General features: G+C 72.8%; 5 protein-coding genes. 3 read left to right on the top strand and 2 right to left on the bottom strand.

Going from position 1 to position 16,179, the window contains the following annotated elements; all coding sequences use genetic code 11:
- Nucleotides 1-54 precede the first annotated feature (54 nt).
- Nucleotides 55-4,587, top strand: coding sequence for an FtsK/SpoIIIE domain-containing protein (locus PV679_RS05990; RefSeq protein ID WP_319678971.1), 4,533 nt, complete (start codon nucleotides 55-57; stop codon nucleotides 4,585-4,587).
- 79 nt (nucleotides 4,588-4,666) lie between these two features.
- Here PV679_RS05990 and PV679_RS05985 read toward each other — a convergent pair whose 3' ends face one another.
- Nucleotides 4,667-4,972, bottom strand: a complete 306-nt coding sequence (locus PV679_RS05985) for a hypothetical protein (protein WP_319678970.1) — start codon at nucleotides 4,970-4,972, stop codon at nucleotides 4,667-4,669.
- A 64-nt stretch (nucleotides 4,973-5,036) separates the two neighbouring features.
- Complete coding sequence (locus PV679_RS05980; protein WP_319678969.1) at nucleotides 5,037-5,834, bottom strand: hypothetical protein; 798 nt, start codon at nucleotides 5,832-5,834, stop codon at nucleotides 5,037-5,039.
- 228 nt (nucleotides 5,835-6,062) lie between these two features.
- Here PV679_RS05980 and PV679_RS05975 point away from each other — a divergent pair, with 228 nt between their 5' ends.
- Both PV679_RS05975 and PV679_RS05970 read left to right on the top strand, forming a co-directional pair.
- The gene (locus PV679_RS05975) at nucleotides 6,063-13,403 is read left to right on the top strand and encodes a hypothetical protein (protein ID WP_319678968.1); all 7,341 of its coding nucleotides are present in this window, start codon (nucleotides 6,063-6,065) and stop codon (nucleotides 13,401-13,403) included.
- Nucleotides 13,404-13,444: 41 nt separating this feature from the next.
- The gene (locus tag PV679_RS05970; RefSeq protein ID WP_319678967.1) at nucleotides 13,445-15,982 is read left to right on the top strand and encodes a right-handed parallel beta-helix repeat-containing protein; all 2,538 of its coding nucleotides are present in this window, start codon (nucleotides 13,445-13,447) and stop codon (nucleotides 15,980-15,982) included.
- The last annotated feature ends 197 nt before the right edge of the window (nucleotides 15,983-16,179 follow it).

The following is a 16,179-nucleotide window of genomic DNA, read 5'->3' as shown; positions in this document are numbered from 1 at the left end:
CCGTCCGCCGCCACGGGGCATGCGGCGGCAACGATCAGCGCACCAAGGGGAGACGTGAACCTCACCATCACCACCGTCGACAGCGCGGACGGCGTTCGACGCGATCATCTGCTGCGGCTGCCGCCACAGGCCACGATCGGCGACATCGCCGACGCCGTGGCGGGTCCGGGCCGGGCGCTCTACCAGGGCGCCGACCGCCTCGACCCGGCGACCGCCGCGGCCGGTGCCGGTCTGCGGAGCGGAGCCCTGCTCGGGATCGGCGGCCCGGCCGCCGGGACGGATCTGGTACGGCTGCCGGCCGGCGGAGCGGAACCGGTCCTGGCCGAGCTGCATGTGGTGTCGGGACCGGGTGCGGGACGGACCTGGCGGCTCGGACAGGGCAGCTACGAGATCGGTTCCGATCCGCTGTGCGCGATCCGGCCGTCCGGCGCCACCGTGCCGGACGGGGCCGCGGACGGCGTGCCGGAGCGCGGCCTGTGGGTGACGGTCCGCGCGGACGGTTCCGCGTACTGGCACCGTACGGCCGAGGAGCCCGGTGACGCGGTGCGCGGCAGGACCGTCCAGCCTCCGCCGGACGACGCCGTCACCGCGGCCGGCCGGGTCCCGCGTCCCGAGCCGGTCCCCACCGCCTCGGCCGCGGTGGCGGTGAGCCCGGGTGGCACCCCGTGGCCCGCCGGGGAGGACCTGACCGTCGGTCCCGCGCTGCTGCGGCTCACCGGCCCGGTCGAGCCGGACGCGGCGGTCACGGTGTCGGCCGACGGATTCGGTCTCGACTACAACCGGCCGCCGCGTATCGCACCGCACCTCGACGGTGACCGGGTACGGCTGCCGCAGCCGCCGTCCGCGTCCGCCAAGCGTCCGTTCCCTGCGCTGATGATGGTGCTGCCGATCGTGCTCGGCCTCGTCATGGTGTGGGTCTTCAATTCGTACTACTTCCTGGTCTTCATCCTGTTCAGCCCGCTGATGCTGGTGTCCAACTGGGTGACCGGCCGCCGCTCGGGCCGGAAACTGCACGAGGAGGCCGAACGCCGCTACACCCAGCGGCGCACCGCGCTGGAGAAGGAGATCCGGGAGGCGGTCGCGCGGGAACGGCGGATCAGGGATATCACCGGCCCCGACCCGGCCGCCGCCGCGCTGACCGCCACCGGTCCGGGCGGCCGGCTCTGGGAGCGGCGCAGACATGACCCGGACCATCTGGTCCTGCGGCTGGGCACCGCCGATCAGCCGTCGCTGAAGGAACTGGAGGATCCGGCCAGGGAGGAGAACCACCGTACGGTCAGGTGGAACATCCCCGATGTCCCGGTCGGCGTGGACATACCGGCACACGGCGTGGTCGGCGTGGCCGGCGCGGGCCCGGACGTACGGGCGCTGGCACGCTGGCTGGTGATCCAGTCGGCCGTCCTGCACAGTCCGCGCGACCTGAGGATCGTCGTGCTGACCGAGCAGGACCGGGCGGCCGGCTGGGACTGGGTCCGCTGGCTGCCGCATCTGCGTCCGGCCGGGACGGGCGGTTCCGCCGCCGCGCCCGCGGTCCTGCTCGGGAACGACAACACATCCACCAACGCCCGGGTCTCCGAACTGGTCTCAGGGATCCAGTCCCGCCGCCGCGCGATGGGCAACACGAGCCGGCCGGAGATACCCGGTCCCGACATCCTGGTGATCGCCGACGGCGCGCGGCGGCTGCGGGACGTGCCGGGCATGGTCCAGATCCTCACCGAGGGACCCGGCGTTCGCGTCTTCAGTGTGTGTCTGGACGACCAGGAGCGGCTGCTGCCCGAGGAGTGCACCGGTGTGGTGCTCGCCGACGGCGGACGGCTCACCGTGAAGCGTCCCGGTATGCCCGACATTCCGGCGGTCCGCGCGGACCAGGTGCGGGCCGACTGGTGCGAACAGCTCGCCCGCGCGCTGGCGCCCGTACGCGACGTCAGCCCGGAGCACGACGCCGGACTGCCGCAGCGGGTGCGGCTGCTGGAACTGCTGGACCAGGAACCGCCGGACGCCGGTGCCCTGTTGGAGAACTGGCGGCGGCGGCCCGCCGCCACGTCCTTCGTGCTCGGCACCGGCTTCGACGGGCCGCTCGTACTGGACCTGGTGCAGGACGGCCCGCACGGGCTGGTCGCCGGCACCACCGGATCCGGCAAGTCGGAGCTGCTCCAGACGTTCGTCATCTCGCTCGCCGCCGTGAACCGGCCCGACGAGCTGACCTTCGTCCTGATCGACTACAAGGGCGGCAGCGCCTTCAAGGAGTGTGCCGAACTCCCGCACACCCTGGGCATGGTGACCGATCTGGACGCCCATCTGGTGGAGCGGGCGCTGGCGTCCCTGAGCGCCGAACTGCGCCGGCGTGAGCGCGTGCTGGCCTCGGCCGACGCCAAGGACCATGTCGAATACCGCGCCAAGCGCGCGGCCGACCCCGCGCTCGCACCGCTGCCCCGGCTGCTGCTGGTGATCGACGAGTTCGCCACGCTGGTGCGCGAGGTGCCCGACTTCGTGCCCGGTCTGATCAGCATCGCGCAGCGCGGCCGCTCGCTGGGCATCCATCTGATCCTCGCCACCCAGCGTCCGGCCGGCGTCGTGACCGGCGACATCCGCGCCAACACCAATCTGCGGATCGCGCTGCGGGTCACCGACCAGACGGAGAGCCACGATGTCGTCGACACCAAGGAGGCCGTCGACATCTCACCGCGCACTCCGGGACGGGCCGTGGTGAAACGGGGGCCGCGCCTGGCCGAACCCTTCCAGACCGCCTGGGTCGGCGCCGAGCGTCCGGCGCGTACGCCGGAGGAGGAGACCGCCGCCGTGTCCGGTGCCCGCGCCGAGGTGCGGTCCGCCGAACTCTCCTGGGAGGCTCTCGGACGGCCCGCCGAGCTGCCCGAGACGGCCGCCGTCACCGTAGGGGCCCCGGTCGCGCCCGCTCCCACCGATCTCCAGGCCCTGGTCATGGCCGTCCGGGAGGCGGCGGACGGTCTGGAGGACTTCGCCGAGCAGAGCAGCCCCTGGCTGCCGCCGCTGGATCAGGAAGTGCTGCTCGACGACCTGGAGCCGCTCTCGGCGAACCGTCCGCTGCTGATTCCGTACGCCCTGGAGGACGTACCGGAACTGCAGCAGCGCCGGCTGGCCGTCGCCGATCTCTCTTCGTTCGGTCATCTCTATGTGATCGGCGCGCCGCGGTCCGGCCGCACGCAGTTGCTCCGTACCCTCGCCGGCTCCGCCGCGCGTGTCGCGAGCTGCGCGGATGTGCATATGTACGGGATCGACGCGGGCGGTGGCGGACTGGCGGCGCTGACCGCGCTGCCGCACTGCGGCAGTGTGGTCTCCCGGCACGACATCGAGCGGCTCGGCCGGCTGCTGCGCCGGCTCACCTTGGAGTTGACACACCGTCAGGATCTGGCCGGTGAGCGGAGCGCGACCGGGATCACGGAGCTGCGCCGACTGCTGCCCAAGGCCGAACGCCCGCCGCACATCATGCTGTTCATCGACGGCTGGGACGCGCTCTCGGCGGTGCTCGACGACCACGACCACGGACAACTCGTGCAGGAGGTGACCCGGCTGATCCGCGAGGGCGCGGCGGCCGGCATCCATGTGGTCGCCACCTCGGAGCGCGCGCTGCTCGGCGGGCGGCTGGCGGCGCACAACGATCACAAGCTGCTGCTGAGACAGGGCGACCGCAGCGACTACCAGGCGGCGGGCCTGAAGCTGGGCAGAATCCCGGCGGCGATACCGGCCGGGCGCGGCTGGCACGTGCTCACCGGCACCGAGACCCAGGTGGCGCTGCTCGCTCCGGGCGGAGGCACCGAACAGGTCGAGGCCCTGCGGACGATCGGCCGCGAGGCCCGGAAGCGGGACAGCCGGGTGGCCGAGGAGCTGCGGCCGTTCCGGGTGGAGTCGCTGCCCCGGTCGGTGGAGTTCGCGGAGGCCTACGACAAGGTGCCCGAGGAGTCCCGGCGCCCGATGTGGGGGCTGCTGGGTCTCGGCGGCGACGACGCCGGTCCCGTGGGCGTCGATCTCGCCGCCTCCTCCTCGGTCTTCGCCGTCCTCGGCCCCGCCGGGTCCGGGCGGAGCAACGCTCTGGCCGCGCTCGCGGTCTCGCTGCTGGCGGGCGACACCTCGCTGGTGGTGCTGACGCCACGGGAGTCACCGCTGCGGGCGCTGGCGCGGCACGCGCGGGCGCGGGTGCTGACCGAGTCGGATCCGTCGGCGGAGGCGGTACGCGAGGCGCTCGACGCGCTGCCGGGCCCGCGGGTCGTCCTGATCGACGACGCCGACCTGCTGATGACGCCCGCCGCCGACAAGGTGTTGCGGGAGATCGCGCTGTCCGGCCGGGACCAGGGTCTGGGCATGGTGTTCGCGGCGTCGGCGGACGGTCTCCAGTCGGGGCTGAGCGGCTGGACGACGGCCGCCCGGCGGGCACGCCGAGGACTGCTGCTGGCGCCGAAGAACATGGCCGAGGGCGATCTGACGGGGCTGCGGCTGTCGCCCAGCGTCGTACGGTCGATGACCCAGCCGGGCCGGGCCTGGACGGCGGGTCCCGGCGGCACGGCGATGGCCGTACAGGTGCCGCTGACGGTGCTGCGCGCCGCGCCGTGACGCGCTGACACGGCGCTGACACGGCGGAGGAGGGTGCGGGACCTGACGGTCCCGCACCCTCTCTCCGTGATCGGCGCGATCAGCCCTGGTTCAGGCTGTTCTTGATGCCCTCGTCGAAGTCGATCGCGTTCTTCATGATGCCGTTGAACATCTCGGAGAAGTCGTTGATGCCTTTGACGGCGGCGGTGAGGCTGGTGTCGAAGTTGTTGTACGTGGTCCTGATGACCTCGCTGGACTGCTGGAAGACCATGCCGTCGTCGACCAGGAGGTTGACCCTGTTGTGGAGGTTGACCAGCATCGGCACGATCTGCTCGTGAGCGGCCAGCAGCAGGCCGGCGACGTCCTCGATCTTGTCGTACTGGAGATTGATTCCGTTGTAGGCCATGTCGTCCTTCGCTTCGGTTGTGAGGTTCGGTTGTCAGGCTTCGCTTCGGTTGTCGGGCTTGGCGTCACTCCGGGTCGGGATCGCCGCCCACCACCGACCATTCCGGCGGGTTCTGCCCGTCGGCGGGGCGCGGGCCGCGGGTGTACTCGGTGTGTTCACCGTCGCTGTTGGTGACCGTCATGGTGCCGCTGCCGTCGGCGTTGAGATGAGTCTCCGAGCGGACCGTGCTGCCGTCCGGGTACGCGGTGTCGGTGACATAGCTGTCGCCGTTGTCGCTGTAGGTCGTGGTGGAGGTGTACGTCTTGCCGTCGTAGGTGACGGTCGACTCCTCCTTGACCACATGGTTGTTCTCGTCGAGCGTCAGATGCGTGTGCACGCTGCCGCGTTCGGTGGTGATGGTCTGGTCGAGCGGCGGAGTCGGTCCCGGATCCGTCGCGGAGCAGAAGTCCGGCATCGAGCCGTCGGGGCCGGGCACGCACTGGTCGAGGTGGGCCTGCCGGTAGTCCCACTGTTCCTTCTGCCGGAAGTAGTTCCCGAGACCCAGGTTGCTGCCGGTGATGCCCATGCCCTGGGCCAGTTCGGAGTCGAAGGAGAGAAACGCCTCACCGACGGAGCCGAAGGCGTTCGACAGCTCCATGAGTCCGTCGTAGGCCCTGCTGAGCGTGTTCTTGGCCTCGGCGCGCAGTCCCGAGACGGCGTCGGCGACCTCCACGCTGCCCAGGATCAGGGCCGCGTCGCCGCCCACGGCCAGTTCGGTGAAGAGGCTGCTGTCGAGGATCGGGCCGATGTCCCCGGCCAGTCGCTGCATATCGCGCTTCGCGTCGTTGAGGACGTCGTAGTCGATCTTGAGCCTGTCCGGCACGGTATGCCTCCCTGGCGCCATCACTACCCCGGTCGGCAGGACCACGTGCGGGGCGGGGTTCCGGTTCACGGCGGTTCCTGGCACCGGCCGCCGGGCTTCTGCCGCCGTGGCCGGGCTGCCGGCGCGAGGTGCGCGATCCGCGGAGGAAACCCGGTCGCGCCGTGAACCGCGGCCCGCGCTGCCACGTGGTCTCTCGGGAGCACTCGGGGTACGGAGGGGAAGGCCGTCATGCCACGTCCGACCGACTGGAACGCGATCGGCCTCTCGGGAGACCCCACACCGGGCGAGCCCGACCAGATCACCCGGCTGGCCGACCTGTTCACCGAACTCGGCGGAACGGCCCGGCGGATCTGGACCGCCATCGAGGCGGTGATGAGCAACGCCAACGACAGCGTGTTCGTCGGCGAGGCGGCGGACGCGCTGCGAGGCAAGGTCGACAACCGGCTGCGCGGCCATGTCGAGGACGTGGCCTGGGCGTTCGAGACCTCGGCGGCGGCGCTCCGCGAATGGGCCACGACGGTCACCGAGCACCAGCAGCGGGCCGATTCCGCTCTCGCGTCCGGACGCGGACTCGCGGAGGACGACCCCACGCGGGAGCAGTTCGCGACGACCGCGCGGGAAGCCGGCGAGAGCCAGGCGGAACAAGGCAGGAGCGTGGCCGGGCGGATCTCCGCCGTCTCCCACATCTCGCTGCCCATCTCCGCGTGCAAGGTCTTCTGGGAGGCCTTCCAGTGGCTCGCGATCATTCTGATCATCCCGGCGCTCATCCTCGGCGGACCGATCGCGCTGCTGGCCCTCGGTGTCAATCTGACGCTGTTCATCAAGACCGTCGTGGACTTCGCGCGCGGTGACGCGACATTCCTGGACCTGTTCCTGGCCGGGCTCGGTCTGATCGCGCCGACCACGAAGGGCCTGCCGATCTTCCAGATCATCAAGGCGGGCACCAAGGCGTTCACGCAGGGCCTGGCGAACTTCGGACGCGGCGCTCTGGTGCTGCTCCGTAATCTCTTCACCGGTGGCGGCTTCCGCTTCGCCCAGATCCTGCCGGGCATGCGGGACCTTCTGGTCCTGGGCACCGGCTGGGTCAGGCAGGGCGGCCTGTGGGTGATGAAGGGCGTTCAGCACATGCCCCAGCTCGCCGGGATGGTCGTCCAGCGCGGCGGGCTCATCGCCATCCAGGGCGTCAAGGCCATCCCCGGGCTCGTCCGCGCCCTGCCGCCGGCCCTCGGCAGGGGCGCGATGATCGCGTGGCAGGGCGGCCGGGCCGGGCTCGGCGCGACCTGGAACTTCGCCAGGGCCGAACTCGGCGACGGCAAATGGCTGCGCCTGCTGCTTCCGGTGGACGCCCGGGAGATCGGCCGGTTCGGCCTGGCGAAGGCCCTGAAGATCGGCTTCTTCGAGCGCGGGGTCCTGGGCCAGTACAGGTACGGAGCGGCGCTGACGGGCGCGACCGGCCGCGCCATCGGCGCCGCTCCGATCCCGACCGGCGCGGTGGACGGCCTGGTCGACCTCCCGCGCTTCGAGCTGGCGCAGGTACGGCTCGGCGACTGGGCCGGGCAGTGGGCGGGACTGCGGCCCTTCGAGGCCGCGAACGGGCCGCTCCATACGACGCTTCAGCCTCCGGCCCTCCATCTTGGGCCGGTGGGCCGGCTCGGCGCCGGAGTCGGCGACCGCGCCGGACTGGGCTTCCACGCGTCGCGCCAGTTGGACGCCCTGGTGGACATGCCCGCCGCCCAGCTCGGCGCGGTGCGGACCGGCGGCTGGGCGAACCCGGCGGGCCGGATGGACGCCGTGCTCGGGGTCAGCGGGAGCGGCGCGCCTCAGGTCGTGCACGCGTCCGGTCTCTATCTTCCCGCCTCGGCGGGCGCACCGTCCGCCGTCGGCCACGCCGCCGTGGGTACGCCACCGCCGGGCGCCGCGCACGCCGGAGCGGCGGGAGTCCAGGCCCCGTCGGCCGGAACGGTCACGGTCGACCTCCTCGGCCTGACGCGGTCCGGGACGGCCCCGGTCCCCGTGCACACCGCTCTCACCACCACCGCGCTCACGCCGCCCGGCGTCTCCGCGACACCGCAGCTCCTGACGCCCCCGGCGCCGGGCGGAGCCACCGGCGTCGGGCACACCGCGCTGACCGCCGTGCAGGCACCGCCGGCCGGCGCGCATCCGGCTCTCACCGGCGCGGGAGCGCCGCCGGCCGGCACGGTGGGCACCGCCGACCTGCTGGCCCCGCCGCCCGGCGGCACGGTGCCGGGAACCGCTCACCCGGCGGTCCAGGCACCGCACGTCCAGACGTCCGCGGGCGGGAGTTTCTCGGCGCTCGATCTTGTCGCGGGCGGCCGGGCACGTCCGGATGTCACGGTGACCGGCGGCGGCGCACTGGCCGACCGCACCACCAGCGCTCTGACGGCCCGTCAGATACGGCTGCACCTGGACGAGTTCGTACGCTCGCCGGGACCCGCACTGCCCAGCACTCCTTCTCCCGCCGTCTCTTCCGTCCAGACCACTCCCCCGCGTCCGGGCGCGGCCGGAGGCGTCCCTGCCACCGGAGCCGCCACCGACCGTCTCGGTTCCGCCTTCGACCTGGTGGACTCGGGCCGGGCCGGCCGGCCTCCCGGCGGCGGAGACCACGCCCTGGCCGGCGCGCCGGGCGGTCACGGCACGGTGGTGACGCCCGGCGACGGTCTCTCCGCACTCGACAAGGGCAAGGGCAGGGCCCATGCCGGAGTGCCCGCCAGGACCGGTGCCCCGCTCGTGCCGGACACGCCGCCCGGCACCATCGGTGTCCCTGGCGAGACCGGCGTTCCCGGAATCCCCGGCATCCCCGGCGGGACCGGACCGTCCGGTGCGCCCGGACAGCCCCATCGCCTCACGCCCGCCCAGATCGAGCAGCTCTGGGCCAGGGACTCCGACCGGGTCGACGCGCTGTTCGGCGCGGCCGACGACCCGCTCCGCGACATCCGGCGCGACGCGTGGCGGGACTTCGCCCAGGCCCGCCACGACCTCGGCCGCGCTCAGGACATGGTGCGCGGTGTGGTCGGCGAGACCTCGCACGGACCGGGAATCCGCGAGATCCGGCTCCAGAACGCCGTGGAGAGCGCCGGGCAGCGCTACTCCGACACGTACCGGGAACTCACCGGCCTCGGCGTCGAACCCCGCCGTATCGACCAGGGCCTGAACGCCGTCTACACCCAGAGCCTGCTGGAACACCCGCGTCTCGTCGCCGGAATGCAGGCCGCGAACGACCTCCCGGAGCCGCTGCGTCCGTACGGGCACCACAACGCCCTGGTACCGGAACCCATGGCCCCACGGCTCGACGACCCGCACGGGACCGGCGGCCGTGGCCCGGACGGCGTCACGGACACGCTGGACGACACGCCGCTCCTGCCCGTCCGCGATCCGGCTCTCCGCGATCCCGGCGCCATCGAGACGGGTGACCCGGTCGCGCGGCGGGCGGACGCCTCCCGCGTCGGCGGTGACGCTCCGGCACCTCCCGCCGGCAGGACCGTCCCGCTCACCGGATTCGACGGACGGCCGACCGGAGAGGTACTGCACCTGGGCGCCGAAGGGCCGGGCTCCGCCGCGCCTCCCAGGATCGAGGGCCCCGGCGCGGGCGCCGCGGCCGAGGTGCGCGACGGCAGGATCCGGCTCGCGGGACCGGGCGGCGCGTACCGCGACTTCGACCCGGCCGACGGCCGGCTGCTCGGACAGCGCACGCCTCTGTACGGGCGGGACGGCGCCCCGTACCACGGCATGGCCGTCGACAGCCTCCCCGGCGCGCACAGCCTCCACCAGGGCGGCGGCCGGCACTTCGAGGTGCTGGACGGCGGCGGCTTCCGCGTCAGCGAGCCGGGAACCGGCCGTACGGTCGCCTTCGACGCGGGAGGCGCGTACACCGGTGACGGCCTCCGGCTGCGCGGGCCTGGCGGCGGCTTCGCGGCGGCCGACCGGATCGTCACGGCGGGCGGCGGCGGGCGCGTCGTGACCGACCTCCGGGGCACTCCGCTGCCGGGCAGTCGGCTGGATCTCCTCGGCGACGGTGGAATGCGGGTCACCGACCCCGCCACCGGCGTGTCCGTCCGCTTCGACGCCCACGGGATCGAAGTGGAGCGGGGTGTCGCGCTCGCGGAGCCGGGTGGCCGCGCCTCGTATGTCGTGGCGGGCGGTCCCGGGACCGGCGGACACCGCCTCACCGATACCGCCGGCGGGCCGCTGCCGGGCCAGGTCGGTGCCGTCGCGGACAATGGCGGATTCCGCGTCGCCGACGGCCCCGGCTATCAGTTGTACGGTCCCGACGGCGCACACACCGGCCGCGGGATGCCTCTCACCGGACGGGACGGAAACCCCGCCGGATATCTGGACGTCCGGACGGACGGCGGCCTGCGCTGGGTCGACGACGCCTTCAATCCGACGGCCGGCCGGCCGGCCGCGCCGGCGGACGGCGGACGCTTCGAGGTCGTACTGCCCGGCGGTGGCCGGCAGGTCTTCGACCCGGCCTCCGGCGCGCTGCTGCGCGAGATCACACCACTGCCCGGCGGCGCCGGCACCCGGACCGAGTGGGCCGGTCACGGCAGCCTCCGCCAGGGCGAGTTCGTGGAGGTCCGCGCGGACGGCAGCCGGATACGCCAGGGCCTCAATGTGATCCAGGACGGCCGGCGGACCGACTTCCAGTACGTCGTGGACTTCCCGCAGGGCGGCGGGAACGCCACCTGGCACCGGACCCGGTCCGGCCGGCGCGCGGTCGACGGCACCTTCCACCACGGCAAGGCCACGTCCTACGGACCCGAGGGAAGCTGGCTGCGGCTGGACAGCTCCACCGGCAAGGGCGTCGAGGTCTTCCAGCGGCGGGTGCTGCCGGACGGCGATGTGCTGGACGCCTTCCGCCGTACGGACACCGTGGGCTTCGGCCACTTCAACCGCCGTACGGTGTGGGCGCGGTGGAGCGACGACGGGCTGCTGAGGGACTGGGGACACCGGCACTACGACACCGCGGGCACCGGCTGGTGGGACACTCCTCACACCAGTGCCGGCGAGGGCCGGTCCGGTCTGAGCGCGATCCGTGAGTACCGCGACGGTCTCCAGAAGTACGGCGACGGCGCGGGACATGTGATCGGAGTCAGGGACAACGCCGGCGGCTGGACCTGGCACCGCTACGACGGCGCGGGCAACGAGCTGGGCAACGGCCGCCGCACTCACGAACACGGTGGCGGCTGGACCGACACCGACGCGGACGGCGCGGTCGTACAGCGTCAGTGGGGCTCCGGTCATCTCCCCCGGAACGCGGGCCACTTCGAGGAGCACCTGCTGGTGGCCCAGGACGGCGGCTGGCAGCGCTCCGGCCTGTGGGAGCGCCAGTCGCCGCACGGCAAGGAGAGCGGCAGGAACGAGACCCTGACAGCGGGCGTCCAGCTCAGGACCGAGCGCCTGGGCGAGCAGCGCCCGCCCACGCTGTTCCGCAACCACTTCACGCGGGACGTGGGACACGCGCCTGCGAGCCATGCCCATCTCGCGGGCGACAGCAGGTTCCAGATGTTCCTGTGGTCCAGGGAGGCACCGGGCGCGAACATCACCGGAGGCGCCCGCTATGTCGGTATGGACGGCGGCGCCGTCGACATCGGCGCGCGAGGAGACTTCGTACGGTCCACGAACAAACTGCACAACGGCAACACGCTCAAGGTGGGCGACCACGCGCCCCGGCCCGGCCACGATCCCGACGCGGCGGCGATGGCGTGGCACGAGTCCGGCGGCCGTCCCGGCGGCTACCGGGTGGACACTCCGGGCAACGGCAGGACGCTCTGGGAGGACCGGATCGCCGTGCAGGGCTCGCCGCCCGGCCAGTGGCCGGTCGCCCGCGAAGGGCTGCTCGACGGCTCGGTACGCGAATACCGCGACCCGCCGCTCGCCCACCAGCCGCGCGAGCGCGGCGAGTGGGTGACCCGTGACGCGCACGGCAATCTGACGGGCATTCAGCAGCCGTCCCGGTCAGCGGTTCCGGCGGGCCAGGGAGACCGTTTCGTCCGGGGCTCCGGGCATCCCGATTCCGCCAGGTGGACCTGGAAACTGGTGGACGGCGACGGCGCGGACATCACCGCCGGTCCGGGTGCCTTCGCCGGACGGCGCGAATTCTTCCGCGGCTCCAACAACCCGGCACTCTCCTGGGACGACTCCTTCCGCGACTTCGACGCGGCCGGGAATCTGGTCCGCGAGCGGCGGATGCTCGACGGCGGCTCCTATGTCGACGCCTGGGCGGACGGCGATCGCTGGCTGAGCGCGAAATACCGACGCGGCGGCGACGCCGTCGACTTCGGCGGCGGACAGCAGGTGCGCCAGTGGTGGCGGGACGGTGCCTGGCGCGACGACTGGACTCCCGGCGCCCGGCACTGGCAGGACGTCCTGCGGCCGGACGGCGCTCCGGCCGGCGGTACGGTGCTCCGCTCCGTACCGACCCACGGGAACGGTCCGCTGCGGGTGCGCGAGTTCCGGGCCGACGCCAACGCGCGGGCGGCGGACGGCGTCTGGAAGGAGTTCGACCACGGATCGGTCGTCCGTGAGCGCAAGGCCCTGGCCGACGGGACCTTCCTGGAGACCGACGCCTGGCGCGGCCAGTGGCGCACCTACGACGCGAACGGTTCGCTCGTCGCGCAGCGCACCGACAGCGGACTGGTCTTCGAAACGCGCGACGGACGCCTCCAGCTCACCGGGAACGAGTACGACTTCCGCGGGCAGCTCACCGAGATCCGCGGCTGGGGCCGCCGGGTCCGCGAGGCCCAGCGCATGCCGTGGAGCGGCACGCCCCACTTGGGCGAGTCGCTGTACGTGCCGTACTGGAAGACGGTCGCGGGCAAGGCGGCGCTGGAGTTCGGCCAGGAGTTCATCCTGGAGTTCGGAGCCAACCTGGCGGTGAACGGCATCGTGGCGGCGGCCCAGAACAAGCCGTTCACCGGCAAGGACGCCTTGAAGTCGTTCGCCAACGCGGCCGTGTCGGCTGGTATCAAGACCGGTGTCGGCACGCTCGTGCACGAGAACAGCCTGCCGCTCTTCCGCGATCTCGGCTCCGGCCGGGCCGGCCTGGCCAATGTGGACGGCGGCAAGCACTGGAACCGCAGGCCCATGAACCACGACAAGACCTGGGCCAACGAGTGGGCCGGCAACGAGACCGCGACGCGCTGGCGCGGCGGCACCTACGACTTCGGCTTCGGTGTCGGCACCAGCGTGCTCGCCGGCTGGGTCAACGGATCCATGAACGCCGCGGTGTGGGGTGTCAGCGACGCGAACGGCAATACGGTCAAGCTCACCGGCTGGGACGCGGTCGGCGACGGCGGTATCAATGCCCTGGCCTCCCTCACCACATCGGTGACCACCGGTCTCGCGAAGAACATCGCGCTGCTCAGCGGCGGCGGCCGGCTCTTCCACCGCCAGGGCTTCGCGGACTTCTGGCTCCAACTGCCCTTCAAGATCTTCGAGAAGAGCATCCAGTCGGTCTTCCTGACCTCCGCGTACCGCGCGAGCATCAACCCGTCCTGGTACCAGGTGCCGCCGCCCGCGCCGTCACCCGGTCCCGGGACCACTCCGTAAGCATCCGTGCCGTACTCCGCAGAACCCGCGAGGAACCGAACATGACCCGTCTTACGGTGGCGCCCAGGGGACACGGCGGCCGGGGCACCTTCCGCCGCATCGGCGACGCCGTCCGCGCGGCGGCGCCCGGTGATCTGGTGGCGGTCGCACCCGGCACCTACGCCGAGACCGTCCTGCTGGACCGCGCCGTCGTCCTCGCGGCGGAGGCCGGCCCCGGCAGCGTGACACTCACCGCTCCACCCGGTGGCGGTCTGGCCCTGACCGCCACCGGACCGGACTGCGCGGTACGGGGCATCACCGTACGAGGCGCCGATCCGGGAGACCCGGTGGTCACCGTCTCGGCGGGTGCGGGACTGGTCCTGGAGGACTGCGCCGTGGTGAGCGGCCGGGTGCAGGCGCGCGGTACCGACGGCGAACCGGCCGAAGGCGACGAGGAACCGGCCGACGGCACGGTCACCGCCGTTCTGCTGCGCCGCTGCCGTCTGGAAGGCGCTCGCGGAGCCGGACTGTATCTGGCGGGCGAGGTCAGGGCACGGCTTGAGGACACCGTGGTCCGCGCCGTCGAGGGAACCGGTGTCGTCCTGTCCGGCACGGCCCGGCTGGAGGCAGTACGGATGCGGCTGGAGGGCTCGACGGGTTCCGGTGTCCGGCTGCGCGGCCGGTCGCGGCTGCGCCTCGCCGACTCCGTGCTCCAGGACGCGGGACGGGCCGGTCTCCTGCTGGAGGACGCGTGCCGGGCGACAGCGGACGAGCTGCGCATCGAGTCACCGGGATCGGCCGGTGTCCATCTGACCGGTACGGCGCGGGCCGAGCTGGCCGACTGCCGGATCCGGCTCGCGGCGGCCAGTGGTCTGGTGGTCCAGGAGGACGCCGTCCTCACCGCACGGGGATGTTCCGTGGCCGACGCCGGTGCCAACGGGCTGCTCCTCACCGGCGCGGCCCGCGCGACGCTGACGGACTGCCGCATCGACCGCAGCGCCTTCAGCGCCGTCCATCTGTCCGGCACGGCCACCGGACGGCTGACGGACTGTCTGGTGCGCGACGGCGCGGAGCACGGCGTCCACGCCACGGACGCGGCCCGGGCGGAACTCGCCGACTGCGCCATCGGCGCAGTCGGCATGACCGGTGTGGCCGTACTCGACCGGGCCGCCGCCACGGTGACGGGCTGTCGGATCACCGGCGCCGCCACGGGCATCGTCGTGGGCTCGGCCGCGGGCACCACGGTCGAGCACTCCACCGTGAGCGGGACGACGGACATCGGCGTCCAGCTCACCGAGGGCGCGGCCGTCGTGCTCACCGGCGTCCGGATCACCGGCGCGGGCGCCGCCGGAGTCGTGGTCGACGCGGGAGCGGACGCCACGGTGGACGGTGGCTCGGTGGAGGACTGCGCCGGTTCCGGCGTCGTCGTGTGGACGGGCGCCCGGCCGGCGTTCAGTCACGTACGGATCGAGCGGCCGGCCAAGAACGGCGTCTTTCTGGCCGAGGGCGCGGGCGGCGCCTTCACCTCGCTGGACGTGGTCGGTTCCGGCTTCCCGGCGCTGCACATCGGCGCCAAGGCCGACCCGGAGTTCCGCCGGTGCCGGATCAGGGACTGCGCCGAGGCGCTCGGCGAGGACGAGGGCGCGGCCGCGGTGCTGGACGACTGCACGGCGGACGGCGTCCCGCTGGCCCTCGTGCCCGCCGTCGCACCGGCGGCCGGAGCCGCCGCCCGTACGGCCACAAGAGTGCCCGGCGCCGCGGAGGAGCCCGACGCGCCCGAGGAGCACCTTGACGACCTGCTGGTCGAACTGCATGAACTGGTCGGTCTCGATCGCGTCAAACACGATGTGGGCTCACTGGTCAAACTGATGCAGACGGTCCGCCGCCGGGAGGAGGCGGGCCTGCCGGCTCCGCCGCTCAGCCGCCATCTCGTCTTCGCCGGCAACCCCGGTACCGGAAAGACGACGGTCGCCCGGCTGTACGGCAGGCTGCTCAAGGCTCTCGGCCTGCTGCGCCGCGGGCATCTGGTGGAGGTCGACAGAACCGCTCTGGTCGGCGAGTACGTGGGTCATACCGGCCCCAAGACGGCCGCCGCGTTCAACCGGGCTCTCGGCGGCGTGCTCTTCATCGACGAGGCGTACTCCCTGGCGCCGCTCGGCGGAGGCAATGACTTCGGGCTGGAGGCCGTGACCACGCTGGTCAAACTGATGGAGGACCACCGGGACGACGTCGTGGTCATCGCCGCCGGCTATCCCGGCGAGATGACTCGTTTCGTCAACTCCAACCCGGGGCTCTCCTCCCGCTTCGGGCGCACTCTCGTGTTCGAGGACTATGACGCCTCGGAGCTGGTCTCGATCTTCGAGTACGAGGCGAAGGAGCACCGGTACGAGCTGACCACGGCCGCGCGGGAGGGACTGACGGGCCTCTTCGAGGGGCTGCCGCGAGGTGAGGGCTTCGGCAATGGACGCTCGGCGCGGCAGATGTTCCAGGAGATGACCGAGCGCCAGGCGCAACGGGTGGCGATGCTGGGCGCGCCGACGCCGGACGAGCTGATGAGCCTGGAGGCGCAGGATCTGCCGGCGGCGGCACACGGGACCTGAGACCCGTGTGTGCTGTTCGCTCCGCGCCGTCTTCGCCGGTCCGGATCAGCGAGGCGGCGCGGCTCCGGGGCCCGGGCCGGTGGCCGGTCCGTCAGTGACACCGGCTCCCGGCCGCGCGTGCGGATGACTCGCGTGTCATCCGTCCGCCGGGCACCGGACGGGAGCCACGCGGGCCTCTTCGCCGTGCGCGAAGGGCC

It is taken from the genome of Streptomyces sp. AK02-01A (assembly GCF_033795305.1).
In the GTDB taxonomy this organism is placed as follows: Bacteria; Actinomycetota; Actinomycetes; order Streptomycetales; family Streptomycetaceae; genus Streptomyces.
The sequence above is the reverse complement of the archived record's forward strand: the minus strand, read 5'-3'. Positions and strand labels throughout refer to the sequence as shown.

What these genes read in the sequence shown, in the direction of transcription:
- PV679_RS05985 (WP_319678970.1), bottom strand. Translation starts at nt 4,972, where the DNA reads ATGGCCTACAACGGAATCAATCTCCAGTACGACAAGATCGAGGACGTC.
- PV679_RS05975 (WP_319678968.1), top strand. Translation starts at nt 6,063, where the DNA reads ATGCCACGTCCGACCGACTGGAACGCGATCGGCCTCTCGGGAGACCCC.
- PV679_RS05970 (WP_319678967.1), top strand. Translation starts at nt 13,445, where the DNA reads ATGACCCGTCTTACGGTGGCGCCCAGGGGACACGGCGGCCGGGGCACC.